Annotated in this window: 29 protein-coding genes; 16 read left to right on the top strand and 13 right to left on the bottom strand. The window is 67.4% G+C overall.

Going from position 1 to position 25,528, the window contains the following annotated elements; genetic code table 11:
- The first annotated feature begins 5 nt into the window (after positions 1-5).
- Both glcE and glcF read left to right on the top strand, forming a co-directional pair.
- Positions 6-1,112 (top strand): glycolate oxidase subunit GlcE, encoded by a 1,107-nt coding sequence (glcE, locus tag WHX56_RS13760; RefSeq protein ID WP_338881472.1) that lies wholly within the window; start codon positions 6-8, stop codon positions 1,110-1,112.
- A 6-nt stretch (positions 1,113-1,118) separates the two neighbouring features.
- Complete coding sequence (gene glcF / locus WHX56_RS13765) at positions 1,119-2,354, top strand: glycolate oxidase subunit GlcF (protein ID WP_338881473.1); 1,236 nt, start codon at positions 1,119-1,121, stop codon at positions 2,352-2,354.
- A 151-nt stretch (positions 2,355-2,505) separates the two neighbouring features.
- On the opposite strand, the gene WHX56_RS13770 is transcribed toward glcF, so the two are convergent.
- From WHX56_RS13770 to WHX56_RS13790, 5 genes are all read right to left on the bottom strand, one after another.
- A complete protein-coding gene (locus tag WHX56_RS13770; protein ID WP_338881474.1) occupies positions 2,506-3,945 on the bottom strand; it encodes an NAD(P)(+) transhydrogenase (Re/Si-specific) subunit beta in 1,440 nt (479 codons plus the stop codon).
- Positions 3,942-4,259 (bottom strand): NAD(P) transhydrogenase subunit alpha, encoded by a 318-nt coding sequence (locus WHX56_RS13775; RefSeq protein ID WP_102774726.1) that lies wholly within the window; start codon positions 4,257-4,259, stop codon positions 3,942-3,944. Before WHX56_RS13775 ends, WHX56_RS13770 begins: the two co-directional genes overlap by 4 nt.
- A 3-nt stretch (positions 4,260-4,262) precedes the next feature.
- The gene (locus WHX56_RS13780) at positions 4,263-5,381 is read right to left on the bottom strand and encodes a Re/Si-specific NAD(P)(+) transhydrogenase subunit alpha (RefSeq protein ID WP_287756133.1); all 1,119 of its coding nucleotides are present in this window, start codon (positions 5,379-5,381) and stop codon (positions 4,263-4,265) included.
- Positions 5,382-5,684: 303 nt separating this feature from the next.
- Positions 5,685-6,560 carry an N-formylglutamate amidohydrolase gene (locus WHX56_RS13785; protein WP_338881475.1) on the bottom strand — a complete coding sequence of 292 codons (876 nt, stop codon included), beginning with the start codon at positions 6,558-6,560 and terminating at the stop codon, positions 5,685-5,687.
- Positions 6,561-6,627: 67 nt separating this feature from the next.
- A complete protein-coding gene (locus tag WHX56_RS13790; protein WP_129245099.1) occupies positions 6,628-7,617 on the bottom strand; it encodes a Bug family tripartite tricarboxylate transporter substrate binding protein in 990 nt (329 codons plus the stop codon).
- Positions 7,618-7,895: 278 nt separating this feature from the next.
- Between WHX56_RS13790 and gcvA the strand changes: the two genes are divergently transcribed.
- From gcvA to WHX56_RS13805, 3 genes are all read left to right on the top strand, one after another.
- Positions 7,896-8,822: a transcriptional regulator GcvA gene (gene gcvA, locus WHX56_RS13795; RefSeq protein ID WP_129245097.1), complete on the top strand. Its 927-nt coding sequence runs from the start codon at positions 7,896-7,898 to the stop codon at positions 8,820-8,822.
- Positions 8,823-8,901: 79 nt separating this feature from the next.
- Positions 8,902-10,023 (top strand): tRNA 2-thiouridine(34) synthase MnmA, encoded by a 1,122-nt coding sequence (gene mnmA / locus WHX56_RS13800; protein ID WP_338881477.1) that lies wholly within the window; start codon positions 8,902-8,904, stop codon positions 10,021-10,023.
- A 93-nt stretch (positions 10,024-10,116) separates the two neighbouring features.
- Positions 10,117-10,935 (top strand): sulfite exporter TauE/SafE family protein, encoded by an 819-nt coding sequence (locus tag WHX56_RS13805; RefSeq protein WP_129245093.1) that lies wholly within the window; start codon positions 10,117-10,119, stop codon positions 10,933-10,935.
- 148 nt (positions 10,936-11,083) lie between these two features.
- Here WHX56_RS13805 and WHX56_RS13810 read toward each other — a convergent pair whose 3' ends face one another.
- On the bottom strand, positions 11,084-11,689 hold the full coding sequence (locus tag WHX56_RS13810) for a glutathione S-transferase (RefSeq protein WP_129245091.1): 606 nt from the start codon (positions 11,687-11,689) through the stop codon (positions 11,084-11,086).
- A gap of 53 nt (positions 11,690-11,742) precedes the next feature.
- Positions 11,743-11,877: a hypothetical protein gene (locus WHX56_RS13815; protein WP_279636209.1), complete on the bottom strand. Its 135-nt coding sequence runs from the start codon at positions 11,875-11,877 to the stop codon at positions 11,743-11,745.
- Here WHX56_RS13815 and purB point away from each other — a divergent pair.
- Positions 11,851-13,227, top strand: coding sequence for an adenylosuccinate lyase (purB, locus tag WHX56_RS13820; protein ID WP_338881478.1), 1,377 nt, complete (start codon positions 11,851-11,853; stop codon positions 13,225-13,227). The two genes, WHX56_RS13815 and purB, sit on opposite strands and share 27 nt — an antisense overlap.
- A gap of 56 nt (positions 13,228-13,283) precedes the next feature.
- Positions 13,284-13,742: a c-type cytochrome gene (locus tag WHX56_RS13825; protein ID WP_129245087.1), complete on the top strand. Its 459-nt coding sequence runs from the start codon at positions 13,284-13,286 to the stop codon at positions 13,740-13,742.
- A gap of 85 nt (positions 13,743-13,827) precedes the next feature.
- Here the strand turns inward: WHX56_RS13825 and WHX56_RS13830 are convergent, their stop codons facing one another.
- From WHX56_RS13830 to WHX56_RS13840, 3 genes are all read right to left on the bottom strand, one after another.
- Entirely contained in the window at positions 13,828-14,520 is a 693-nt protein-coding gene (locus WHX56_RS13830; RefSeq protein ID WP_129245085.1) for a cytochrome b/b6 domain-containing protein, read from the bottom strand.
- Between the two features lie 86 nt (positions 14,521-14,606).
- Complete coding sequence (locus tag WHX56_RS13835) at positions 14,607-14,888, bottom strand: hypothetical protein (RefSeq protein WP_129245083.1); 282 nt, start codon at positions 14,886-14,888, stop codon at positions 14,607-14,609.
- A 659-nt stretch (positions 14,889-15,547) separates the two neighbouring features.
- The gene (locus WHX56_RS13840; protein ID WP_129245081.1) at positions 15,548-15,907 is read right to left on the bottom strand and encodes a hypothetical protein; all 360 of its coding nucleotides are present in this window, start codon (positions 15,905-15,907) and stop codon (positions 15,548-15,550) included.
- A 96-nt stretch (positions 15,908-16,003) separates the two neighbouring features.
- Here WHX56_RS13840 and WHX56_RS13845 point away from each other — a divergent pair, with 96 nt between their 5' ends.
- The 5 genes from WHX56_RS13845 (at position 16,004) to WHX56_RS13865 (ending at position 20,691) form a co-directional block, all read left to right on the top strand.
- Positions 16,004-16,513, top strand: coding sequence for a GNAT family N-acetyltransferase (locus WHX56_RS13845; RefSeq protein WP_338881480.1), 510 nt, complete (start codon positions 16,004-16,006; stop codon positions 16,511-16,513).
- Between the two features lie 155 nt (positions 16,514-16,668).
- Positions 16,669-17,382 (top strand): DUF3053 family protein, encoded by a 714-nt coding sequence (locus tag WHX56_RS13850; protein ID WP_129245076.1) that lies wholly within the window; start codon positions 16,669-16,671, stop codon positions 17,380-17,382.
- Between the two features lie 55 nt (positions 17,383-17,437).
- Positions 17,438-18,529 carry an AI-2E family transporter gene (locus WHX56_RS13855; RefSeq protein ID WP_338881481.1) on the top strand — a complete coding sequence of 364 codons (1,092 nt, stop codon included), beginning with the start codon at positions 17,438-17,440 and terminating at the stop codon, positions 18,527-18,529.
- A gap of 132 nt (positions 18,530-18,661) precedes the next feature.
- On the top strand, positions 18,662-18,883 hold the full coding sequence (locus WHX56_RS13860; RefSeq protein ID WP_129245071.1) for a hypothetical protein: 222 nt from the start codon (positions 18,662-18,664) through the stop codon (positions 18,881-18,883).
- A gap of 233 nt (positions 18,884-19,116) precedes the next feature.
- Complete coding sequence (locus tag WHX56_RS13865) at positions 19,117-20,691, top strand: GGDEF domain-containing protein (protein WP_129245069.1); 1,575 nt, start codon at positions 19,117-19,119, stop codon at positions 20,689-20,691.
- A gap of 20 nt (positions 20,692-20,711) precedes the next feature.
- Here the strand turns inward: WHX56_RS13865 and WHX56_RS13870 are convergent, their stop codons facing one another.
- Positions 20,712-20,954: a 6-phosphofructokinase gene (locus tag WHX56_RS13870; RefSeq protein ID WP_129245067.1), complete on the bottom strand. Its 243-nt coding sequence runs from the start codon at positions 20,952-20,954 to the stop codon at positions 20,712-20,714.
- Between the two features lie 161 nt (positions 20,955-21,115).
- Between WHX56_RS13870 and yddG the strand changes: the two genes are divergently transcribed.
- Complete coding sequence (yddG, locus tag WHX56_RS13875) at positions 21,116-22,024, top strand: aromatic amino acid DMT transporter YddG (RefSeq protein WP_338881485.1); 909 nt, start codon at positions 21,116-21,118, stop codon at positions 22,022-22,024.
- A 49-nt stretch (positions 22,025-22,073) separates the two neighbouring features.
- Here the strand turns inward: yddG and WHX56_RS13880 are convergent, their stop codons facing one another.
- Positions 22,074-22,259 carry a hypothetical protein gene (locus tag WHX56_RS13880; protein ID WP_062684001.1) on the bottom strand — a complete coding sequence of 62 codons (186 nt, stop codon included), beginning with the start codon at positions 22,257-22,259 and terminating at the stop codon, positions 22,074-22,076.
- A 258-nt stretch (positions 22,260-22,517) separates the two neighbouring features.
- On the opposite strand from WHX56_RS13880, the gene WHX56_RS13885 reads away from it, so the two are divergent.
- From WHX56_RS13885 to WHX56_RS13895, 3 genes are all read left to right on the top strand, one after another.
- On the top strand, positions 22,518-22,769 hold the full coding sequence (locus tag WHX56_RS13885) for a hypothetical protein (RefSeq protein ID WP_129245064.1): 252 nt from the start codon (positions 22,518-22,520) through the stop codon (positions 22,767-22,769).
- A gap of 147 nt (positions 22,770-22,916) precedes the next feature.
- Positions 22,917-23,108, top strand: a complete 192-nt coding sequence (locus tag WHX56_RS13890) for a hypothetical protein (RefSeq protein WP_129245062.1) — start codon at positions 22,917-22,919, stop codon at positions 23,106-23,108.
- A gap of 187 nt (positions 23,109-23,295) precedes the next feature.
- A complete protein-coding gene (locus tag WHX56_RS13895; protein ID WP_287755965.1) occupies positions 23,296-24,198 on the top strand; it encodes a hypothetical protein in 903 nt (300 codons plus the stop codon).
- Positions 24,199-24,450: 252 nt separating this feature from the next.
- Here WHX56_RS13895 and WHX56_RS13900 read toward each other — a convergent pair whose 3' ends face one another.
- Positions 24,451-25,527, bottom strand: a complete 1,077-nt coding sequence (locus WHX56_RS13900) for a tyrosine-type recombinase/integrase (RefSeq protein WP_338881488.1) — start codon at positions 25,525-25,527, stop codon at positions 24,451-24,453.
- Position 25,528 lies beyond the last annotated feature (1 nt).

Here is a 25,528-nt window from a genome sequence, read left to right on the forward strand (position 1 = left end):
CCCCCATGGATTTTGTCCTGTCGGAGTTGTGCGACCAGGTCATGACGGCCCGCGCGGGCCATAAACCCCTGTTCGTGATGGGCGGAGGCAGCAAGGCGTTCTATGGCAATTACCGTCCGGTAACGCCGCAGGACGGGCACTGCCTGCTGGACATGACGCCCTACCGGGGCATCGTCAGTTATCACCCGTCCGAACTGGTCGTGACGGTGCGCGCAGGTACGCCGTTGGCCGAGCTCGAGGCCGCGCTGGCCGAAAACGGGCAGATGCTGGCTTTCGAGCCGCCGCATTTCTCGCCGGCCGCCACGGTGGGCGGCTGCGTGGCCGCCGGCCTGTCGGGGCCGCGGCGCATGAGCGCCGGCGCGCTGAAGGATTTCGTGCTGGGCGCGCAACTGCTGGATTCGGAAGGGCGCATCCTGTCGTTCGGCGGAGAGGTCATGAAGAATGTGGCCGGCTACGACGTTTCGCGCCTTCTGGCCGGATCGCACGGCATCTTCGGCGCCATTCTCGAAGTGTCCTTGAAAGTCGCGCCCCGTCCGATGGAGGAACTGACGCTACTGCTGCCCGCCACGCAGGCGCAGGCGCTGGCCAGCTTCGCCCTGTGGCGCGGCAAGCCCCTGCCGATTTCGGCCACCAGTTGGGCCGGCGACGACGGGCGGGCCGAGGGCGCGATGACCGTGCGCCTCTCGGGCGCGCCTCCGGCCATCGCCAGCGCCCGCCAACTGATCGGCGGCGATCCGCTGGCGCCCGAAGCGGCGGCGGCCTGGTGGCGGTCGCTGCGCGAGCAGACGCATGCCTTCTTCCGGCCGGGCCAGCCTTTGTGGCGCCTGGCCCTGCCGCCCACGGCCGCCGCGCTCGGGCTGGGCCCGACCCTGCTGGAGTGGGGGGGAGGGCAGCGCTGGTTGTCGGGCGCGCACGACGCGGCCACGCTGCGCGAGGCCGCGGCGCGGCTGGGCGGGCATGCGACGCTGTTCCGGGCCGGCCATGACAAGCCGCCGGCCGACGGCGTATTCCATCCGCTGGCGCCGGGGATCGCCTCGATCACGCGCCGGCTCAAACAAGAGCTCGATCCGGCCGGCTTGTTCAACCCCGGCCGGTTGGTCCTGGAGCTATAGGGCATCATGCAAACCAAGCTGGCATCCTGGGCACGCGATACCGATCTGGGCAACGAGGCAGACGCCATTCTCAGGCGCTGCGTGCATTGCGGCTTCTGCACGGCGACCTGTCCGACGTATCAGGTGCTGGGCGACGAACTCGACAGCCCGCGCGGGCGCATCTACCTGATCAAGCAGGTGCTGGAGGGCGCCGAGCCCACCCAGTCCACGCAGCAGCATCTGGACCGCTGCCTGACCTGCCGCAATTGCGAAACCACGTGCCCCTCGGGCGTCGAGTACGGGCATTTGGTGGATATCGGCCGCAAGATCGTGGACGAGCGCGTGCCGCGCTCCTGGGGCGACAGGACGAAGCGCACCCTCTTGCGCAAGGCCATGATGTCGCCGCTGTTCGCGCCCGCGATGCGGCTGGGGCAGGCCGTGCGCGGCCTGCTGCCGGAGTCGCTCAAGCGCAAGGTGCCCGAACGCCGCGACGCGGGCGCGCTGCCCGACATTGCCAGGCATGCCCGGCAGGTATTGATGCTGGCCGGCTGCGTGCAGCCCGCCATGATGCCGACCATCGACGCCGCCACCATCCGCGTGCTGGACGCGGTCGGCATAGGCGCGCGCATCGCGCCGGGCGCCGGCTGTTGCGGCGCGGTCAGCTTCCACCTGGATGCGCAGGATGCCGCCCTGGCGCAGATGCGCGCCAACGTCGACGCATGGTGGCCGCTGGTGCAGGACGGCAAGGTCGAGGCCATCGTCATGAACGCGTCGGGTTGCGGCGCGATGGTGAAAGAGTACGCTCATCACTTGCGGCATGACCCGGCCTACGCGCAGAAGGCCGCGGACATCGTGGCGCTGGTGAAGGACGTGGCCGAGATCGTCGCGCCGCATGCGGGGCAACTGCGCGCGCGCCTGCCCGACGGCGCCCGGGCAGCGTTCCATCCGCCCTGCACCCTGCAGCACTGGCAGGGGCTGCGGCCGTTGTCCGAGCAACTGCTTGCGGACCTGGGCTTCGAATTGCTGCCCTTCGCCGACAAGCACCTGTGCTGCGGCTCGGCCGGCGCCTATTCCGTGCTGAATCCCGATATCGCCCTGCAACTGCGGGACCGCAAGCTGAGCGCCATCTCGGCCGGCGGGCCGGACGTGATCCTGTCCGCCAACATCGGCTGCATCGGCCATCTGCAAAGCGGGACCGATACGCCGGTGCGGCATTGGATCGAGGTCGTGGACGAGCGCCTGCGGTCCGTTGCGGGGGGCTGAGGCGCGGGGAGGGTGTCAGATCAAGCCTGACGTTCTGCCAGTAAGGGTGTCAGACACGGGCAAATTCCAGTGTCTGACACCCGTACGAGACGCCCTTCCGAATCGAAGCAGGCGCCCCACGGGTGTCAGACACCCCCCCCAATCGACAAAGCTATTCCACCGCCTTGACCATGTCTTCCAGCACCTTCTTCGCGTCGCCGAAGACCATCATGGTGCGGTCCATGTAGAAAAGCTCGTTGTCCAGCCCCGCGTAGCCGGACGCCATCGACCGCTTGTTCACGATCACCGTGCGCGCCTTGTAGGCCTCCAGGATGGGCATGCCGGCGATCGGCGACTTCGGGTCGTTCTTGGCGGCGGGGTTGACCACGTCGTTGGCGCCCAGCACCAGCACCACGTCGGTCTGGGCGAACTCGCTGTTGATGTCCTCCATTTCGAAGACCTGGTCGTAGGGCACCTCGGCCTCGGCCAGCAGCACGTTCATGTGGCCCGGCATGCGGCCCGCGACCGGATGGATGGCGTACTTGACCGTCACGCCCCGTTCGGTGAGCTTCTCCGCCAGTTCCTTCAGCGCATGCTGCGCGCGCGCCACCGCCAGGCCGTAGCCGGGCACGATGGTCACGCTTTCGGCGTTGGTCATCAGGAAGGCGGCATCGTCGGGGCTGCCCGACTTGACGCTGCGCTGCTGCGCGTCGCCGGCAGCCGCGCCCGCGCCCGCCTGGCCGCCGAAGCCGCCCAGGATCACGTTGAAGAACGAGCGGTTCATCGCCTTGCACATGATGTAGGACAGGATGGCGCCGGAGGACCCCACCAGCGAGCCCGCGATGATCAGCATCGGGTTGTTCAGCGAAAAGCCGATGCCGGCCGCGGCCCAGCCGGAGTAGCTGTTCAGCATGGACACGACCACGGGCATGTCCGCGCCGCCGATCGGGATGATGATCAGCACGCCCAGCACGAAGGCAATGGCCGTCATGATGACGAAGGGCGTCCATTCCTGCGTGAGCATGAACCAGATGCCGCTGGCCAGCATCAGCAGCGCCAGCGCCAGGTTCAGCATATGCTGGCCGGCGAACGCCACCGGCGCGCCCTGGAACAGCCGGAACTTGTACTTGCCCGACAGCTTGCCGAAGGCGATGACCGAGCCCGAGAAGGTGATGGCGCCCACGAAGGTGCCGATGAACAGCTCGAAGCGGTTGCCGGTGGGGATGGGCATGCCGGCCGGCGCGACGCCGAAGGCATGCGGTTCGGCCACGACCGCGACGGCGATGGCCACCGCGGCCAGGCCGATCATGCTGTGCATGAAGGCGACCAGCTCGGGCATCTTCGTCATTTCGACGCGCTTGGCCATCAGCGTGCCGATGGAGCCGCCCACCAGCAGGCCCAGCACGACCCATCCCAGCCCGATCGTGGCGGCGCCGTCGCGGGCCAGCCCGACGATGAGCGCGGCCGTGGTCAGCACGGCGATGGCCATGCCGGCCATGCCGAACAGGTTGCCCAGGCGCGAGGTGGTGGGATGCGACAGGCCCTTGAGCGCCTGGATGAAGCAGACCGAGGCGACGAGGTACAGCAGCGTGACGAGGTTCAGCGAGATCATTGCGCGCCCTCCTTGCCCGGCTTCCTGTCTTTCTTCTTGAACATTTCGAGCATGCGCCGCGTGACGAGGAATCCGCCGAACACGTTGACCGCCGCCAGCGCCACGGCGAATACGCCCATGCCGCGCGCCAGGCCGCCTTCGGTCAGCGCGGCGGCCAGCATGGCGCCCACGATGATGATGGCGGAAATGGCGTTGGTCACGGCCATCAGCGGCGTATGCAGGGCAGGGGTGACGTTCCACACGACGTGGTAGCCGACATAGACGGCAAGCACGAAGATGATGAGGTTCATCAGGGTGGGGTTGATCGCTTCCATGATTCAGGTTCTCCGCGTCACGTTGCCGCCTTCGCACACGAGGCAGGCCGCGACGATTTCATCGTCGCGCTGGATGGCCAGCGCGCCGTCGGCATTGATGATGAGCTTCAGGAAATCCAGGATGTTGCGCGCGTACAGCGCCGACGCGTCGGTCGCGACCAGGCCCGGCAGGTTGGTCAGCCCCACGATCGTCACGCCGTGCTTCTCCACGATCCGGCCTTTTTCGGACAGGGGGCAATTGCCGCCGCGCTCGACGGCCAGGTCCACCAGCACCGAGCCCGGCTTCATGGCCGCGACGGTTTCCGCGGAAACCAGCGTGGGCGCGGGACGGCCCGGGATCAGGGCCGTGGAGATGACGATGTCGGCCTGCTTGCAGCGCTCGGAAACCAGAGCCGCCTGCCGCGCCATCCAGGCGGGCGGCATGGGGCGGGCGTAGCCGCCCGTGCCTTGGGCGATCTCGCGTTCTTCGTCGGTTTCGAAGGGCACGTCGATGAACTTCGCGCCCAGCGATTCGACCTGCTCGCGCGCGGCGGGACGCACGTCCGAGGCCTCGACCACGGCGCCCAGCCGCTTGGCCGTGGCGATGGCCTGCAGGCCGGCGACGCCGGTGCCGAGCACCACGGCGCGGGCGGCCTTCAGGGTGCCCGCGGCGGTCATCATCATGGGGATCAGGCGGCCGTAGTGGTTCGCGGCCAGCAGCACCGCCTTGTAGCCGGCCAGGTTGGCCTGCGAGGACAGCACGTCCAGGCTCTGGGCCCGCGTGATGCGGGGCGCGGCCTCGAGCGCGAATCCGACCAATCCTGCCGCGGCCATCTGCGCAAGGCCGTCGGCGTCGAAGGGATCGAGCATGCCGACGACGACCGTGCCCGGCTTCATGTGCGCCAATTCGGCGGAATCGGGCGCGCGGACCTTCATGACCAGTCCGGCGCCCAGGGCCTCCTGGGCGGTCCCGAGCGTGGCGCCCGCGGCCTCGTAGGCGTCATCGGGATAGCGGGCGGCGTTGCCGGCCCCGCGCTCCACGACGACGGTGTGTTTGCCGCCCACGTACTTCTTGACGGTCTCCGGTGTTGCTGCGACACGGGTTTCCCCGTCTCGGGTTTCTTTTGGTATCCCGATGTGCATCTACGCCTCTCCTCAGAAGGTTCGCCGTAGTTATACACGGGAATATGCCCCCACGCCGCACTCGCTGCGCTCGCTTGCTGCCCCCCGAGGGGGCTGGCCCGCCTTGGGGCGGCCCGGCGGCGGGCCGGCCATTCTTGCGGAGGTCGTTGTTGTACACCTCGCGCCGCGCGCGCTGTGGGTGCTGGCTGTCCCCGCGGCGGGCAAAAAAAACCCCATGGCGAACCATGGGGCAGGGTCTTTCGACCCATTGTTCCGGCCAGGCTTACCACGCCGCTGGCCGGCACTGCGCGCAAACGTCCGGCGTCAAGCCGTTTGCGCGCGAGTCCAGGTGATCAGCGCGGCGGTGAGGTCGCGCAGGTCGGCTTTCAGGCGGCCGTAGTTCTCGGACGGGCGCAGCGTGACTTCGTCCATGTAGAGCTTGCGGTTGATCTCGATCTGCAGGCTGTGGCGGCCCTCTTCGGGGCGGCCGAAGGCGCGCACCAGTTCCACGCCCTTGTAGGGATCGTTCACGGTGACATCGTAGCCGCGCTCGCGCAGCCAGGCGGCGATGAATTCTCGGAATGCGGGGTCGCTGGTGCTGCCGTCGCGGTCGCCCAGCACGAAATCGGGGTGGACCAGGCCGGGGCGGTCGGTGGCGAAGGCGCCAGCCACGCTGGGCATGGAGTGGCAGTTGATGTGCCAGACCTTGCCGAACTTCCGGTGGGCGTCGTCCAGCACGCGGCCCAGGGCGGCGTGATAGGGCTTCCAGCAGGCGTCGATGCGGTGGCGGACTTCGTCGACCGTCAGCTTGCGGTCGTACAGCGGCGTGCCGTCATCGAGCATGCGCCAGATCAGGCCCTTGCCCAGCTTGACCTTGGGCGAGGCGTTGAGCGCGTCGGGCCAGGGTTGGTCCAGCAGCAGTTCGTCGATCTCGTCGGGCGCGCGGTTGGCATCGATGTAGGCGCGCGGGAAGGCGGCGGCGATCATGGGGACGCCCATTTCGATGGCGTCGCCCCAGAGGTCGTCAACCCAGGTGTCCTCGGCAGTGCGCAAAGCGCCAAAGTCCACCGCGGCCGCGAAATCGGGAGGGTAGGCGGTGCCGCTGTGCGGGGAGTCCAGCACGAGCGGGGCCGAGGATTCCGAATCCGGATACTGCTGCGGAAGGTCGAGCCGGTAAGACAGGGGTTGGGTAATTCGCATAAGGGGGTGGTGCGTTCGTGAATCGGGGGCCTCCGCGCCCCGGAGGGCGGCGGAGGCCGAAGATCGATCAGTCGATCTTCACGTTGGCTTCTTTGGCGATGCGCTTGTTCTTGGCGATTTCAGCCGAGATCTGCGCGCCGAATTCGGCCGAGGTGTTGGCGGCCGGGGCGGCGCCCAGCGCTTCCAGGCGAGCCTTGACGTCGGCTTCGGCGCTGACCTTCTGCACCGCGGCGTTCAGCTTGGCCAGGACCGGCGCCGGCAGCTTGGCCGGGGCGACCAGGCCGAACCACGATGCGTCGTTCACCGCCGGCAGGCCGGCTTCGGCGAAGGTGGGGACGTCGGGCAGGGACGCCACGCGCTGGGGCGCGGCGACGGCCATCGCGATCAGGCGGCCGGACTGCACATGCGGCAGCGTGGAGGGCAGGTTGTCGTACATGACGTCGACCTGGCCGGCCAGCGCGTCGTTCAGCGCCGGGCCCACGCCGCGGTACGGAACGTGCATCAGGTTGGTGCCCGACGCCATCTTGAACAGTTCGCCCATCATGTGCGAGACCGAGCCGTTGCCGGCCGACGCGTACGTCAGCTTGCCCGGTTCGCTCTTGGCCAGCTTGATGAAGTCGGCGATGTTCTTGGCCGGGACCTTCGGATTGATGGTCATGATGTTCGGCACGGCGGCCAGGTTCGAGATGGGCGTGAAGTCCTTCTCGCCATCGAACGGCAGGTTCGGGTAGATGGCCGGGTTGATGCCGTGCGTGCTGACCGTGGCGATGCCCAGGACATAGCCGTCGGGCGCGCTGCTGGCAACGAACGCGCTGCCGATCGAGCCGCCGGCGCCGCCGCGGTTTTCCACCACGACGGTCTGGCCCAGTTCCTTGCCCAGCTTGTCGGCGAACAGGCGGCCGACGATGTCGGTGGTGCCTCCGGGCGGGAAGGGAACGATCAGGCGGATGGGTTTGGACGGGTACGCATCTTCAGCGTGCGCGATGCCCGAGGTGAGCGGCGAAGCCAGGGTCGCGGCGGCGACACACAGGCTCAGGACAACTTTACGGCGTTGCATGGATTCCCCTAATGAATTGGAAAGCGGATGCGCAAAGGCAGACGCAAACGCAACGATTCTTTCCTGGCGGCCCCGTTTGCGCAAACGAAAGTTTCTCCGTAAGCTATGACTTTTTTTCATGCCTCTTTTGGCGGCGGCCGTCCGAGCCGCTGTTTTTGCCGCGAAAACTGAAACAATCTGTGTTCGCGGCGGGGCGCGGCACTGCCCATGCCGGGCCGTCCCGAGAAAAGCGCCCCGCACCGGGCAAGGAGCCCACGGCAGCCGTGGGAGCGATATTTATGCGGCGTTTCTGTCCCTCTTTAACGGATCTCCAGGCGTTCGAAGTCGCCGCTCGGCACAGCAGTTTTACGCGCGCGGCGCAGGAACTGTGCGTGACGCAGGGCGCGGTCAGCAAACAAGTGAAACATTTGGAGGAGTTCGTCGGCATCGAGCTATTCCTGCGGATCAGGCAAGGCCTGGTCCTGACCGAAGCCGGACGCAGCTATCTCACCAAGATCCAGGCCGGCCTGGGCCAGATCGAGGCCGCCACCGTGGAGCTGATCGCCCACCAGGGGCAGGGAGGCACGCTCAACCTGACCTGTATGCCGACCTTCGGAGCGCGCTGGCTGATCCCGCGGCTGACCGCCTTCATGCGCCTGCGGCCGGATATCCACGTGGAATTCCTGCCCCACCGCCAGGGCTACGATTTCTCCACGCCCGAACTGGACGCCGCCGTGCGCTTCGGCGAGGGCATCTGGCCGGGCAGCGGGGCGGACTACATCGTCGGCCGCGAAATCCTGCCGGTGTGCAGCCCGCGCCTGATCCCGGGGGGCTGTGCGGCGCCGGCGGACCTGCTGGCGTACCCGCTACTGCACCACACCTCGGCGCTGGAAGGCTGGCGCGACTGGTTCGAGCAGGCCGGCTGCGACACCCGGCGCAGCCTGGAGGGCGCCCGCTTCGACCAGTACGCGCTGCTGTCGCAGGCCGCCGCGGCGGGTTTCGGGGTGGCGCTGATACCGCGCTGCCTGATCGAGGACGAACTGCGCGACGGCAAGCTGGCCGTCGCCATCCAGTTGCCCATCCGGGCGCGCATGGGCTATTACCTGTGCTACCCCGAACAGAAGGCCAACCTGCCTACGCTGCAGGCCTTCCGCGCGTGGCTGATGGAAGTGTCGCGCGCCGCCGAGCCGCAGCCGCAGGAAGACACCCTGTCCGATTTAAAATAGCGCCATCATGATTCAAAAATCCGAGAAGAGCCCCCACGCCGCGCCTTCGGCTTGCTGCCCCCCGGAGGGGGCTTTTGCCTTGGGGCGGCCCGGCGGCAAAAAGAAAGGCCGTGTCGTCGTCGGCATGTCCGGCGGGGTCGATTCTTCGGTCACCGCCTGGCTGCTCAAGCAGCAAGGCTATGAAGTCATTGGCCTGTTCATGAAGAACTGGGAAGATGACGACGATTCCGAATACTGCTCCACCCGCCAGGACCTCCTGGACGCGGCCAGCGTGGCGGACCTGGTGGGCGTCGAGTTCGAGTTCGTCAACTTCGCCGCCGAATACAAGGACCGCGTGTTCGCGGAATTCCTGCGCGAGTATTCCGCGGGCCGCACGCCCAATCCCGACGTGCTCTGCAATGCCGAGATCAAGTTCAAGGCCTTCCTGGACCACGCCATGGCGCTGGGCGCCGAGCGCATCGCCACCGGCCACTACGCGCGGGTGCGCGAGGTGCCGGCGCAGGGCGGCGGCACGGAGTTCCAGTTGCTCAAGGCGCTGGACGCCTCGAAGGACCAGAGCTACTTCCTGCACCGGCTCAACCAGGCGCAGTTGTCGCGCACGCTGTTCCCGCTGGGCGAAATCCACAAGACCGAGGTGCGGCGCATCGCGCACGAGATCGGCCTGCACAACGCAGCCAAAAAGGACTCCACGGGGATCTGCTTCATCGGCGAGCGACCGTTCCGGGAATTCCTGAACCGCTACCTGCCGACCGAGCCAGGCTCGATCATGACGCCCGAAGGGCAGACGGTCGGCCGCCACGAGGGGCTGTCGTTCTATACGCTGGGCCAGCGCAAGGGCCTGGGCGTGGGCGGCGTGAAGGGGCGGCAGCGCGAGGACGGCACGGCCGAGGCCTGGTACGTGGCCCGCAAGGACCTGGAGCGCAATGTGCTGTACGTGGTGCAGGGGCACGACCATCCCTGGCTGCTCTCGGGCGGATTGCGCGCGCAGGACGCCAGTTGGATCGCGGGCCGCCCGCCCGCGTCCGGCGCCTATGGCGCCAAGACGCGCTACCGGCAGGCGGATGCGGCGTGCCGCCTGGACGGCGCCACGGACGCGGTGTTCTCGCTGGATTTCGCCGAGCCGCAATGGGCGGTGACGCCCGGGCAGTCCGCCGTGCTTTACGATGGCGAAGTCTGCCTGGGCGGCGGCATCATCGTCTAAACGATGCGCCGGCCGCGGCCGGCGCTTTTCCAAGGCCCCTGGGGCGCTGCCCCAGGGGCCTTGTTCATGACCAAGAAGAAATAGGAGACCGTTGTGGATGTAACGATGTTGATTTGCCTGCTGGTGCTGGGCGGCGTGGTCGGCTTTGCCGCGGGCCTGCTGGGCATCGGCGGCGGCATGCTGCTGGTGCCGTTCCTGACGATGCTGTTCGCCTGGCAGGGCATGCCCGCCGAGCTGGTGGTGCACGCGGCCATCGCCACGTCGATGACCTCGATCCTGTTCACCTCCATCTCCAGCGTCCGGGCCCATCAGCAGCGAGGCACGATCAAGTGGAGCATCGTCTGGGCGATGGCGCCGGGCATCATCATCGGCGGCCTGCTGTCGGGCGGCGCCGTGTTCGCGGCGCTCAGCACCCTGTGGCTGTCGCTGTTCTTCGCGCTGTTCGTCGGGTATTCCGGCTGGAGCATGCTGCGCAACAAGAAGCCCAAGCCCAGCCGCCAGATGCCCGGCGTCGTGGGCACCAGCGCGGCCGGGGCGGGCATCGGTTTCCTGTCCGGCCTGGTGGGCGCGGGCGGCGGCTTCCTGTCGGTGCCGTTCATGGTCTGGTGCAACGTGGCCCTGCACAACGCCGTATCGACGTCGGCGGCGCTGGGATTTCCCATCGCGCTGGCCAACAGCGTGGGCTATGTCGTGTCCGGCCTGGCCTCGGGCGAATCGCGTCCGGGCATGCTGGGCTATATCTATTGGCCGGCGCTGCTGGCGCTGGTGTGCACCAGCGTGCTGACGGCGCCGCTGGGCGCGCGCATGGCGCACCGCCTGCCGGTGCAGACCCTGAAGCGGGTGTTCGCATGCCTGCTGTTCGCGCTGGCCGGATACATGCTGTTCAAGGCCTGGCAGACCTTCACCGGCTGAGCCGGCATGGCCCCGCCCGGTCAGGGGGCGGGGCCGCACGAATGAACGCGGCTCTGCCAGAAGAAGAGAGCGGGGCCGCACGGATCCGGCTCCGCCGGTCCGTAGCGGCGCCCCCCTGGGGGGGGAAGCGCGCAGCGCTTCGGGGGGGTCAGCCCGGTATTGTGTCGATGAACGATTGCCGCTGCGACAGCTTGTCGTACAGGCGGGCCAGGTTCAGATGGTTGGCGCGCCAGTCGAGCGTGGCGAAGCGCAGGTCCAGGTAGCCCAGCGCGCAGCCGACGGCGATGTCCGCCAGGCTGTAGTTGATGCCCATGCAGTGCGCGTTTTCGCCCAGGCTCTTGTTCATGGCGTCGAGGCTGGCGTGGATCTTGGAGTGCTGGCGCTCGATCCATTCGGGGCTGCGCTGGGCCTCGGGACGCTGGTTTTCCTTGACGATGGTCACGCACGCGTCCAGGACGCCATCGGCGATGGCTTCCCAGCATTTGACGGCCGCGCGGTCGCGTCCCGGCTGCGGAATCAGGCGGGCGACCGGAGACAGGGTGTCCAGGTATTCGACGATGACGCGCGAATCGAAAAGGGCGCCGCCGTCTTCCATGACCAGGCAGGGGACCTTGCCCAGCGGGTTGTACGTTTGGATCTGCGTGTCGGCGGACCAGACGTTTTCGAGTTCGAGCCGGTAGTCCAGCTTTTTCTCGGCCATGACGATACGCACTTTGCGCACGTAAGGACTGGTAAGCGAGCCGATCAGTTTCATGGAGTCACAAGCGGAGTCGGAAAGCGGCCGAAGTATAGCAGGCCGCATGACGGTCAGACCGTCCGCAGGCCGAAATCTTCGCCAGTTTGCCACAATGTTGCATGCTCCCGGATGATAAAATCGCCCGATTCGCCCATTCCCCGCTTTTTCTTTTCCAGACCATGCAAATCGCCGATCAGCTTAGCCAACTCAACGCCCTTTCGCCATTGGATGGCCGGTACGCTTCCCGGGGCGACGCGCTGCGCGGCCTGCTGTCGGAGGCGGGCTTCATGGCGCACCGCGTCGAAGTCGAAGTGGCCTGGCTGGTCGCGCTGTCCGACGCCGGCCTGCCCGAGCTGCCGGCTTTTTCCGACACCGCGCGCGCTCGCCTGCAACAATTGGTGCGCGATTTCTCCGAGTCGGATGCCGCCCGGATCAAGGACATCGAACGCGTCACCAATCATGACGTCAAGGCCGTCGAATACTGGCTGAAGGAAAAAGTCGCGGATGACGCCGAACTGGCCCGCGCCGCCGAGTTCATCCATTTCGCCTGCACGTCCGAGGACATCAACAACACCTCGCATGCGCTGATGCTGACCCGCGCCCGCAACGAGGTCGTGGTGCCGCGCCTGCGCGAACTCGCCGCCAAGCTGAACGAAATGGCCATCGCCCAGGCCGACCAGCCCATGCTGTCGCGCACGCACGGCCAGCCCGCCAGTCCGACCACGCTGGGCAAGGAATTCGCCAACGTGGCCGCGCGCCTGAACCGCGCCATCGCCGCCGTCGAAGCCGTCGAACCGCTGGCCAAGCTGAACGGCGCCACCGGCAACTACAACGCCCACCTGTCCGCGTACCCCGAGATCGACTGGCCCGCCTTCAGCCAGCGCGTGCTGGCCGGCCTGGGCCTGACCCAGAACCGCCACACCATCCAGATCGAGCCGCACGACTGGATGTCGGCCCTGTTCGACGCCGTCACGCGCGCCAACATCATCGTGCTGGACCTGGACCGCGACATCTGGGGCTACGTGGCGCTGGGCTACTTCAAGCAGCGCCTGAAGGAAGGCGAGGTCGGCTCGTCCACCATGCCGCACAAGGTCAACCCGATCGACTTCGAAAACTCCGAAGGCAACCTGGGCCTGGCCAACGCGGTGCTGCGCCATCTTTCCGACAAGCTGCCGATCTCCCGCTGGCAGCGCGACCTGACCGATTCCACGGTGCTGCGCAACCTGGGCGTGGGCCTGGGCTATTGCCTGGTGGCCTGGGACGCGTGCATGCGCGGCCTGGGCAAGCTGGAAGTCAATGCCGCCGCCATCGACGCCGACATCGACGCGTGCTGGGAAGTGCTGGCCGAGCCGGTGCAGACCGTCATGCGCCGCTATGGCCTGCCGCAGCCGTACGAACAGCTCAAGGCCTTGACCCGTGGCAAGGGCATTACCGAGGAAGGTCTGCGAGAATTCATCCAGGGCCTGGCGCTGCCTGAAGAGCCGAAGGCCCGCCTGCTGGCGATGACCCCGCGCTCGTACATCGGCCTGGCCGCCGTGCTGGCTCGGGCGGTATAGTCGCCGTGCCGCGCGCAATGCGCGCGGCGTCTTGTTTGACCTTACGGGAGATAGCAATGAAGAAGTTGTCCACGCTTGCCGCGTTGGCCTGTATGACCGTTGGGCCGCTGCTGGCGACGAATGCGTCCGCCCAGTTCGCCAAGCCCGAGGACGCGGTCAAGTACCGCCAGTCGGCGCTGACGCTGATGGCCTCGCACTTCGGCCGCATGGCGCCGGTGGTCAAGGGCCAGGCGCCGTATGACGCCGCGCAGATCAAGGCCAACGTGGAAGTGCTGAAGACGCTGTCGGCATTGCCGTGGGCCGCGTTCGGCGCGGGCACGGAAGGCGGCGACGCGCGTCCGGAAGTCTGGAGCGACGCGGCCGGCTTCAAGCAGAAGCAGCAGGCCTTCCAGGACAACATCGTCAAGCTGTCGGCGGCCGCCGATGCCGGCGACCTCGACAAGCTGCGCGCCGCGTTCGGCGACGTCGGCGCGAGCTGCAAGGCTTGCCACGATTCTTACCGCAAGAAGAAATAAGCCGCCGGCCGTCCGCGGGCGGCCCGACGACAAAAAAAGCCCGGCAGTTCAAGAACTGCCGGGCTTTTTCGTTTCCTGGGCGCGATCAGGAAAAAGACATGTCCGCCGCCACTTCCAGCGACCGGATCCATAGCACCAGGCCGGTCACGCAGGCTCCCAGCAGCAGGGCGCGCAGCCATACCGCAAAACCGTCCTGCGTGGGCGGCGTGCCGGCGGGCACGTCCTTGGCGTCGACCTTGCCCGTGATGATCGCGCGCACCAGCCGCTTGCGGCGCACCAGCGCGTACCAGGCCACGGCCGCCAGGTGCAGCGCGACCAGGCCGATGATGATCCACTCGTTGAGCTTGTGCCAGGACGTCATGGCGCCGGAGAAGGCCTCGCTGACGTGTCCGAACAGCGGGCCTTGCGTCATGATGTCGTCGGTGGCGAACAGGCCGCTGACCGCCTGGAACCCGATGGCCAGCAGCAGCGCGACGACCGACAGCGCGCCCAGCGGATTATGGCCGGCGGGCGCGGCCGCGCCCTTCAGGTAGCGGGCCACTGCGGCCGGGCCTCGCAGGAACTGCGAGAAACGGGCGTAGCGGGGGCCGAAGAAGCCCCACAGCAGCCGGAACAGGATCAGGCCCAGGGCCATACAGCCGAAGCGCACGTGCCAATCCATGTACAGGCCGCCGAGCTTCACGCTGACGAAGGCGCCGACGATACAGACGACGAGCGCCCAATGGAATAAGCGGGTGGGGAGGTCCCAGATGTGGACCGCGTGACGGTTGTTCTGCATGTCGGGATCGCCAAGGCCTGGTTGCCAGGGACTTTATCACGCACGGGCCGCCCCGCCGCCGGGCAGGCGGGAGGGGCGGGACGGGTTCAGCGGGCGCCGCGGCGCACCGGTTCGATGCGATGCACGTGCTCGTGGCGGAAGCGGATGCGCTGGCCCGGGGCCTTCTGCGCGGGTGCGCCGCAGGGCACGACTTCGGTCGTGTAGGTGATCGTTCCGTCGATCGGCGCATTGAAAATGACCGTCGCGCGGATTTCCGGGCCGTCGGCCGGCCGCAGGTAAACGATGTCGCCGACGTGGATCGGCATGTTGTCCAGCTTGGTATGGGCGGGACGTCGGATCAGGTCCGAGGTGGTGAAGCGAGTATTCATGGTGTTTGTTCTCTTGGTTTCTAGTTATGGGAAAAGCCGGGCCGGCCATGGCCCGCGGGTTTGTCACGACACTACAGCATGACTGCCGCGGGCTCTTTGCGCATTCTCATGGTTTCGCGCTCGGGATCGGGTCGCGATGCCATTGCATGCCCAGCATTTCGGGCATTGCGGCGCTGCGCCGCGAATCGGAGGGATGTCCGGCCGGCTTGTGGCCGCGATGTCCGTACATGCCCCGCGCGTTCCGCGCAAAGTGGCCTGGCCTTGGGTTTTGCCGGAAAGCGTCGCGCAAGGCGGGCGATACGGCTGGTTTTCGGTGCCGCTGGCTTGCAGGGCCGTCCGATTTTGCGCCGTTTTGTTTTCAGGTGGAAATTGGCGCGAAAAGCGGTCTTGCTGCCAGGTTTTGGCGGTCCGCAGTCTAGGGTTTGCTGCCTAGGGTGTGTTACCCGGTTTTTTTTACCGGGCTTTTACCTGGCGGACCTTGCCTTGGGCGTACCGCCATGAACATGTCGGGGGGAACGCCTGGTGCAGTTGGGTTTTGCTGTTTTGTTTGGCACCCAACAGGCAATGATACTGCGAGTTGGCGTGTTTTGCAAGCATTTCGTGGTCGGGGGGCGGAGGGCGGGCGTTGCCGCCCCGGTCCGCCGCCCGGTTTCCCCCTTTCAATGGGTCGCGGGACGGGCCTGGCGCTGGGCTTCGATGATCAGGCCTTCCAGGCGCGCGGACATGCGCAGCGCCACTTGCGCGCCCATCCGGCCGTCCGGTCCGCGCTCCGTTTCCAGCGCGAGCGCGATCCGCTCGTTGTCGAAGGCCTCCGGCGCGGCCTTGATTTCGACGTAGCGGTCCAGCAGGGCGTCGACGGCCTTCTGCGCATCGGCCAGCGCTTCGTCCGACAGGTGCCCCTGGCCCAGGTACTGATTGACCACGCGGGCAAGGTCGTTCATGAAAAACAGCAGGGCGGCCGCGCCGCGGCAATCGGGATGGGCGAAGCCCCAGGAGTCGGGGGTAGCGTTCTGAGTCATGGGAAAGCAAGCCAGCGTTACGGGAGGCCGGAAGGGCCGAAAGCGCTATTTTATGGGAATGGGCCGCAAGCCCGCATGGTGCATACTTCGACGCCTATGATCAGACTTGCACGACCTGCCGACCTGGCCAGCCTGGCCGATATCGAACGTTCCGCCGGGAAGCGCTTCCTGGGCACCGCCATGGCCTGGGCCGCCGACGACGATCCGGTGCCGCTGGCCGCGCTGGAACAGGCGCAGGCGGCCGGCCTGCTGTGGATCGCCGACGCGGAGGACGCGCGGCCCGCCGGATTCGCGCTCGCCCGGCCCATGGACGGCGATCTCTATCTCGCCGAGATGGCGGTGTCCCTGCCGCGGCAGGGGCGCGGCCTGGGGCGGGCCCTGCTGCTTGCCGTGCGCGCGCATGCGAGCGCCGCCGGCTACCGGTCGGTGGTGCTGAGCACCGACCGCGAACTGCCCTGGAACGCGCCTTTCTACCGGCGGCACGGTTTTTCCGAATTGCCGCCGGACAGGCTGCCGGCGCAGCTCGCGGCGCGCCTGCGCCATGAGGCGGAAGCGGGCTTCGATCCGGCGCGCCGGTGCGCGATGGTTTGCCCTGTGCGGGCGTGACGCGCGTGCCCGGCCCTGTGTCAACACGCTTCGATGGCAACAAAATCCGCCCGCCGGCGGCGGGCGCGGGGCGCTTCGGGATATTCTGCCGGGATGCGGCCGCTCCGGAACGGGGCCGCGCCGCTTCCGCAAACCCGCATGCAAGGAGGATCGGCATGGCATTGCTGCGAGCTTGCCTTCTGGGCCTGGCGACGGCATCGATGCTGTTGCTCGCGGCCTGCGTCAACAAAGAGCCGCAGGAGCGCGCGGCGTTCATCCAGTTGCTGCAATCGCGGATGAACAGCGCGTCGCTCGTGCCCCTTGCCGGGCTGAGCGAACCCGAAAAGGAAGCGGTGGGGGGCTACGCCGACGCCTATGAGGTGATCACCGATTTCCAGCAGGCCATGGCGAAGGCGGCCGCGCCCATGCGCGACGTGCTGGCGGTGGAGACCCTGCGCTCGGTGGGCGAGATCGTGGAACGCAGGGCGCGCTTCGAGGCGGCGCGCAAGACACTGGCGGAGAACGCCGCGCGGCTTCAGGACGCCCGCGCCAGGGCGGACCAGGCGCGGGCCGCCCTGGCGCTGCCGCCCGACCTCGCGCCCGTCTACGACGGGGTCTACGATGAGGCGGTGAGCGCGCCCGCCGCCGATCTCATGGAGGCGGCTTCGAAATTGGACGCGGTCGCGCGCGACGCCCTGGGCGTGGCGGATTTCGTGGCGGCGCACGCGGGAGACATCCTGCTTGCGGACGGGCAGGCGCGCGTCGCGACGCCGACGCTTCAGCAGGAGCTGAACCTGCGTCTGCAAGGGCTGAACGCGCAGTCGGACGGCCTGGAGCGCGCCCGCGCCGCCGTGTCGCAGGCGGCCGGCCCGGCGCGCGACGCGCCCTGAGCCAGCGCTTTGTACAATGCGGATCTCGCGGCGCTTGCCGCGCCTGGGACGGAACATGAGCCAATCTTCCAGCGTGCACTACAGAACCTTTCTGCTCCTGCTGGTCGTGGTCACCATCGCGTTCGGGTGGCTGCTGTGGCCTTTCTACGGGGCCGTCTTCTGGGGCACCATCCTCGCGATCATTTTTGCCCCCTTGCAGCGCCGCCTGGTGCCGCGCATCGGGGGGCGGCGCAACCTGGCCGCGCTGATCACCCTGCTGCTGGTGCTGCTGCTGGTGATCCTGCCCTTGGTGGCCATCAGCGGATCGCTGGTGCGCGAAGGGGCGAACCTCTATCAAAGCATCAAGTCCGGACAGATCAATTTCGGCGCGTATTTCCAGCAGGCCATGGCGGCATTGCCGCCGTCGGTGCATGACGTGCTGGCGCGCTTCGACCTGGCCGACATCCCCAGCCTGCAGGAAAAGCTCAGCGCGGGCGCGATGCAGGCCAGCCAGTTCCTGGCCACCCAGGCGCTGAGCATCGGGCAGGACACGTTCCAGTTCGTGATCAGCTTCGGCATCATGCTGTACCTGCTGTTTTTCCTGTTGCGGGACGGCCCGCAGTTGTCGGCGCGGCTCAAGCGCGCCATGCCCTTGAGCGACGCGCACAAGCAGCATCTGTTCCGCAAGTTCACCACCGTGGTCCGCGCCACCGTGAAGGGCAACGTCGCCGTCGCGGCGGCGCAGGGCGCGCTGGGCGGCATCATCTTCTCGATCCTCTCCATCCAGGGCGCCTTGCTCTGGGGGGTGATCATGGGGTTCCTGTCGCTCTTGCCGGCCGTGGGCGCCGGCCTGATCTGGGCGCCGGTCGCGATCTACTTCCTGCTGACGGGCGCCACGGTCAAGGGCATCGCGTTGATCCTGTTCGGCGTGCTGGTCATCGGCATGGTGGACAACGTGCTGCGCCCCATCCTGGTGGGCAAGGACACCAAGATGCCCGATTACGTGGTGTTGATTTCCACGCTGGGCGGCATGGCCCTGTTCGGCTTGAACGGCTTCGTGATCGGCCCGCTGATCGCCGCGCTGTTCATGGCCAGTTGGGATCTTTTCGCACCCTTGCCGGAAGGCATGCCAGGCGCCGCCGAGGAGCGCCGGCCAGCGGGGAAATAGGCCCGGCCGACGGCGAGGATGGCCGCCGCGCCATCCGCCCGCCCCGATACGGGTGTATGGTGTAGCAGCGCCCGGCCCCCACGACGGGGCGGGCCTTTCGTGTCGACTTCGCCTTTCAGGAGCGTGCTGCATATGGAATGGAAACTGCATCGGTCGGGCTGGATCGAAGAACGCAACTTCGACATCGAATTCGCCGAAATCCCGGAGGGGTTTCGCACCCGGGTGCGGGTCTTCGGATTTCCGGTACTGGAAGACACCAAGCACGTATTTCCCAACGAGGCGCTGGCGGAGAAGGGCGCCCTGACCCTGCTCAAGAGCCAGTTCACCGGCACGCCGGACCTGGAAGAGCAATAGCGGCCGGCGGTTCCGGCGCCACGCCGGAATACGGGGACACAAGAATTCTGACCACGCCTCATCCGCCGCTCCGCGCGGCGGATTGTGTAATTGCGAGCTTCTGTAATAATTTCTGAATTCCGTCCGTGCGCCGGCGATGGGCCGGGCCGGGCGTATCGGGAGGCGCATGAACCCAATGGTGTCGGTCCGATCGCAGCCCCGCGGCTTGCGGGCTGCGCCGAGCGAGTCGGCCCATGGCTGACGGCCGGAACATCGCCGGCGCGCGCGTCCGCCGTCCGCGCCGGTACTCCATGCGCACGGGCCTGCTGGCCCTGGTGGTCGCCTGTATTGCGCCGGCGCTGGTCGTGGCGTCGGTGGCGGTGTACGAAAGGTACGTCGTCCAGAAAGAGCGGATCTTCCGCGACACGATCTTCCTGGCGCGCAATCTCTCCGCGATCCTCGACCGCGAACTGACCGGCGTCGAGGCCGGCCTCCAGATGCTTGCGTCCTCTCCCGACCTTCGCGCCGGGGACCTGGCGGGTTTCCAGGAGCGCGCGGGCGAGCTGATGCGGTTCCAGATCGTCGACAGCTACGTCCTGACGGACAGAGAGGGCCGCCAGTTGGCCCACACGCAAGCGCCTGTCGGCGAAGCCTTGCCGATGAGCGGCGCGTCGGCCGAGCTGGCGCGCGTGTTCCACACGGGCGCTCCGGTCCTGACGGGGCTGTTCGGGGGAGGCGCCAGCGACAGTCCCGCCCTTGCGCTGTGCATGCCGGTGCTGCGCGGCGACAAGGTCGTCTACAGCCTCAACGTCAGAATCCTGCCCGAGCGCATCGGCGGCGTGCTGGGCCGCCGCTCCCTGCCGGACGGCTGGGTCGCCGCCGTGCTGGACGGCGCCGGCACCATCGTCGCCCGCACGCGCGACGCGCCGCGGTTCGTCGGGCAGAAGGCCGTTCCCGCGCTGGCCCGCGCGGTGCAGCAGGAAAAGGAAGGGTCGTTGGAGACCGTCACGAAGGAGGGCGCGCCCGTCTACACTGCGTTCAGCCGGTCGTCGCTGTCGGGCTGGACGGTCGCCGCGGGCGCGCCGATGAGCCTGGTGACCACGGACCTGTACCGCGCCATCGCCTGGGTCGCCTTGGGCGCCTTGTTCGCCGTCGGCCTGGGCCTGTGGCTGGCCCTGCGGCTGGCGAACCGCCTGACATCGGCGGTGCAGGGGCTGGTCGCGCCCGCGCTCGCGCTGGGCAAGGGCCGCGCGGTGGATCTGCCGGGCACGCGGGTCAAGGAAGTGGCCGAGGTGGGAGGCGCCTTGCAGCGCGCTTCGCGCATGCTGGCGCGCGCCCAGCACCTGGCGCACTACGATCCGCTGACCGGGCTGTGCAACCGGGTGCTGTTCAGCGAACTGGTGCTGCGCGAACTGGCGGTGGCGCAGCGCAGCGGCGAGCCTTTCGCCATCCTGGCGATCGACCTGGACGGGTTCAAGGCGGTCAACGATACGCATGGCCATGCGGCCGGCGACGCGGTGCTCAAGGAGGCGGCGGAGCGGATGGCCGGCGCGATCCGCGTGTCGGACGTCGCGGCCAGGCTGGGGGGCGACGAGTTCGCGGTGCTGCTGATCGGAGCCAACAGGGAGAATGCGCGCCTGGTCGCCGAAGCGCTGGTCGAGAGCCTGTCGCAGCCGTATCCCGGCGTCCGCGCCGCCGTGTCGGCCAGCGTGGGCGTCGCCGTGTTTCCGCAATCCGGCATGACCTTGCGGCAATTGCTGGAGCGCGCCGACGTGGCGCTCTATAAGGCGAAGGAGCAGGGCAAGCGGAGGGTGGAGTCGGACCTGTGAGCGTCCTCCGCCGGGCCCGTTCAGGCCTCCTGGCCCGGTGGCGCAAGGGCGGTCAGGACTTCACCCGACTTCAGGCGATACCGGTTGCGGTCCAGCCGCAGCACGCATTCTCCGTCGGAGGTCCGGAGGATGTAGCGCGCCGCGTCGGGAGGCAGCGCCGCGGCGTCCGGACCGTCGGCCCGCAGGAAAACCTCTATCCGATAGAGCCGGCCCGATTCCGTGCTGGCCAGCACGTCGCTCAATCTGCGTATCGATATGGTCATGCGGCTTTCTCTCCCTTTCGTTGCCCGGACGGGGATGACGCTTCGGGCCGGAGGCCCCCTGCAAGCCTGCGGGGCGCCAGGAGGCGCCCGGATTTTCGCTAAACTCCCCGCCTTGGCGTCCGGGACTGTGCGCGGACCATGACGGGCAATCGGAAACGGTAATGCAATTTTCCCCCGGCCGGAATACGGCCACCTCCTTGGGCTTGCTGGCGGTCCTGCTGTGGGGCACGGTGGTCGGCCTGATCCGCGGCGTCAGCGAAAGCTTCGGCCCCGTCGGCGGGGCCGCGCTCATCTATACGGTGGGCTCCGTCTTCCTGGTGCCGCTGCTGGGGTTTCCCAGGCTGCGGACCTTTCCCCGGTCCTACCTCATCGTCGGCAGCCTGCTTTTCGTCGCCTACGAGATCTGCCTGTCGCTTTCACTGGGATTCGCGGCCAACCGGGGGCAAGCGATCGAGCTGGGCATCGTCAACTACCTCTGGCCCTGCTTCACGGTGGTTCTCGCCATGCTCATCAACGGCCAGCGGGCCAGCGCATGGGTGGTGCCGGGCATCCTGCTGTCGCTGGGCGGCATCGTGTGGGTGGTCGGCGGATCCGGCGGGCTGTCGTGGGAGCGCACCGTTGCGAACGTTTCCAGCAATCCCCTGAGCTACGGACTGGCGTTCAGCGGCGCCATCATCTGGGCCCTGTACTGCAACGTGACGCGCCGGTTCGCCGACGGCAAGAACGGCGTCGCGCTTTTTTTCATGCTGACCGCGGCGGCCCTGTGGACCAAATACCTGCTTGGCTCGGAGCCCGCGCTGACGTTCACGGTGCCGGCGACGCTCGAATTGTGCGTGACGGGCGGCGCCATGGCGGCGGGCTATGCATTGTGGAACGTGGGGATACTCAAGGGCAACCTGACCCTGCTTGCCACCGCGTCGTATTTCACGCCCGTGTTCTCGACCTTCTTCGCGGCCGTATGGCTGTCGACCCGCCTGACCGCCTCGTTCTGGCAGGGCGTGGCGATGGTGACCGCCGGTTCGCTGATCTGCTGGGCGGCAACGCGCGGCAGGCCGGCCCGGAACGGTTAGCCCCGGGGCGCGCCTGTCGCGGAAAAGGCGTGGGAAAGGAATCGCTCGATCAGAGCACGGATTGCGCGACCGCGTATCCAAGCGGGATCAGCAGAAGCGAAGCAAACAGGGAACTGACGATCGCCGCCGATATTTTCAGCCAGGGCTCGGGCCCTGCGCTTTGAATGGTTTGAATCACCAACGCGACGATACCCATAACCATCAAACAGCTAATAACCACTGCTACGTGAGTCATGTTGTCTCCGTCCTCGCCTGATTAAAGGGATTCGGCGCCGCTGAGCGGTCTGAATGTTTGTCTCGATTGTGCGCCCGTATTCGCGCGGCGGGCCCTAGGGTTTTCCAGGCGCAATGAGCGGTTTGTGGCGTATTTGCCTCGGGGCGTGCAGCATGAATTCCATGTGCGGACGCAGCATTTCCGATTGCGTTCCGGGCATCGTGGCAGCGCCCGGTTTGCGCTACGATGGCGGCGTCGAATCACTCAAGGGGCTGCCAGATGCCGCAGAAATTGCGCCCGGGTACGCGCGCCACGCTGCAGGTCAGGCAATTGGTGCCGGGCGAGTTCGCCTGGATCGTCACCTTGTTCGATCCCGAGACCGGCAATGTGCGCAGCACCAATTACTCGGAAAAGCGCTACGGCAGCCAGGACGAGGCTTCCGCCGCGGGAAAGACCGCCGTGGTGGAATTCCTGGGCAGCGGCGGCCAGACCGGCCCGGAACCGGGCAAGGACGGCAAGCCCAAGTCCTGAAGCGGCCGGCCCCAGCCCCCGCAAAGCCCTCGCCAGAGGGCTTTTTCTTTGCCCGGCCGCGGGCCGTGAACCGCGGCGGCCTCGGCCGGGAACGCCGTTTGCTGGGAAGGCGGCGGCGCATTTGGCGCCGATCGAGGAGAACCCGCCATGTCCCCATCCATGCATCGAGAACCCGGCCTGCCGGACGATCTGCCGCCGGACGACCCTTCGCTTCCCGGCAACCTGCCGTCCGACGATTCCGTGCCCCTGCCCGACCCGCCGCCGGAGGATCCCGACGATGCCGATCCCGTTCCGCGCAGGCCGGATCCGAGCGATCCGCGCACGATAGACCTGGCTTGACCGCCATTCACCCGCGCAATGCGCAAGACATGCAAGGAGGTCCACATGCGTTCCATCCTGTTGTGGCTGCTTGGCGTACCCATCCCCATCATCATCCTGCTGGCGCTTTTCTGGCATTGACGCCGGCCGTTTCCCGCTGCGGCGGCGCAGCGCGGCCGCCCCATCCGCAATGAACGAGGAAGAGTCCATGGAAAACGAATCGATGTCGAACCAACCGTACGCCGACGGCGTGCCCCCGCGGGAATCCGCGCTCTCCGCGGTCTCGTGGGCCGCCGTGTTCGCGGGCGCGGTCATCGCCGCCGCCCTGTCCCTGGCCCTGTTCGCCGGCGGCGCGGGCCTGGGCTTTCTGTCGGTATCCCCATGGGAGGACGAAGGCATGTCGGCGCCCGCCGTCGGCATCGGCGTCATCGCCTGGATGCTGTTCACCCAGATCGTCGCCTACGGCATCGCCGGCTATGTCGCGGGTCGCCTGCGCACCAAATGGGTCGACGTGCATTCGGACGAAGTCTATTTCCGCGACACCGCGCATGGCTTCCTGGTGTGGGCGTTGAGCGCGGTGGTCAGCGCGGCTCTCCTGGGCGCGTCCATCGCCACGCTGGCCTCCGGCGTGGCGAAGACGGGCGCAACCGTGGCGGCGGGCGCGGGCGCGGCGGCCACTGCGACGGCGACGGCCGCCGCGGGATCCGGCGGCGGGACGTCGCAGGCTAGCGACTACTTCGCCGACGTCCTCCTGCGAACCGACCGGCCCGATGCCGGAGGCGACCGGGCGGGCGCGCGCGCCGAAGTGGGCCGCATCGTGGCGATGAGCCTGGCGCGCGGCGGCATGGCGCAGGAAGACCGCGACTACGTGGCGAAGGTGGTGGCCGCGCAGGCCGGCATCGAGCCCGCCGTCGCGCAGCGCCGCGTCGAGCAGGCGATCCAGGATGCGAAGAAGGCGGCCGACGAGGCCCGGCAGAAAGCCAAGGAAGCCGCGGACAGCGCGCGCAAGGCCGCGGCCGCATTCGCGCTGTGGGGATTCGCGTCGATGCTGATCGGCGCTTTCGTGGCGAGCCTGGCGGCGACCTGGGGCGGCAGGCGGCGCGACGCCTAGCGCCTGCCGGTTGCGGTTTTTCAGTTGTGTTTTCTTATCCGCGCGGCAAAACAAAAGGCCCGCAAGCGATTGCGGGCCTTGAAATTCCTGGTGGCGCATCCCTGATTCGAACAGGGGACCTGCGGATTATGATTCCTCGATATATTTATTATTTTTCAACTGCTTAGGTGTTCAATCTACTCCGCAATCATGCATGGTTTATGCCCTTGAGAGCCGCACCAGCAATACGGGCCCGGCCGTTTGCGGAGCATTTTAGCGGGTAGGTTTTACCTTGTCGCCACGCCGCGCGCGCACGTAATGCTCGGTCATTTGGATCGAGCTGTGGCCGAGTTGCTGCTGTGCCTGCCTGATGTCGCCAGACTCGGTCGTATCCGTGCCGGCCTTGGCCCGCAGGTCGCGGAACTGGAAGGCATCAGGATCCAGGCCGGCCGCCGCCCGAGCCTTGTGGAAGCGCTGCCGTAGAGCCTCATAGGTGAGGCGCTGGCCGCTTTCGTTCACCACCAGCGCGGTGGAAGAAACCTTGTATCCAGCCTTGCGCGCTCGGATTCTTGCGATGACCTGGGCAAGCTCGCCGGTGACCGCAATGCGCAGCTTCTTGCCAGTCTTGTTCTGGCCCACGTTGAGCAGCTCGTCGCGGATGTCGCGCTCATCGAACTTCAGCACATCGGCCGGGCGCTGGCCAGAGAGATAGATCAAGTCCATAGCGTCCCGGGTCGGCTGGTCTGCCTCCTTGTAAACGACCTGGAACATCTCATCCTCCACGTAGACGTCGCGGCCGTCTTCGCGATTTTTGCGCACGCCCGCGCAAGGGTTGGGAGCGTCCGTTATGCCCGTCTCCCGCGCGTAGTTGAAAATGTGGGAGAAGAGGGCAATTTCTCGATTGGCTCTGACATGCCCTGGGTTGGGAGGCACTTCCCGGCCCATCTTGACGTACCAGGCCCGGGCTTTTTCGGCGCGCCAGCCGAAGTACAGCTTGATGTGCTGGGGGCGGATCTGGTCCAGCGGCGCGGGCGGATTGTCGAAGTACTCGTAGAGGAATGCCAACTCCTTCAGGTTGTCGGTCTGCGTGCGTGCAGCCTTCATGGGCAGCACGTCGCGCACATACCGCTGTGCCGCGTATCGGAAGGTGGCGACGGGCGAGCCTGCCGGAGCGGTGGACCGCTCCAGATCCGCCCACTTGCGAACGGCTTCCACCAGGTCGGCGCCGAGCGGGATTTCCTTGCGGGGGCGTCCGCCGACGTCGTAGTAATAAAACGTCCGGCCGCTTTTCTGGCGGCGTGCGCGCATGCGAGGAGGAAGGTTGAGGTTCTTGTATGGCTTGCGGCCCATG

Origin of the sequence: Achromobacter veterisilvae (assembly GCF_037619525.1) — a bacterium.
GTDB classification, from domain to species: domain Bacteria; phylum Pseudomonadota; class Gammaproteobacteria; order Burkholderiales; family Burkholderiaceae_B; genus Achromobacter; species Achromobacter veterisilvae.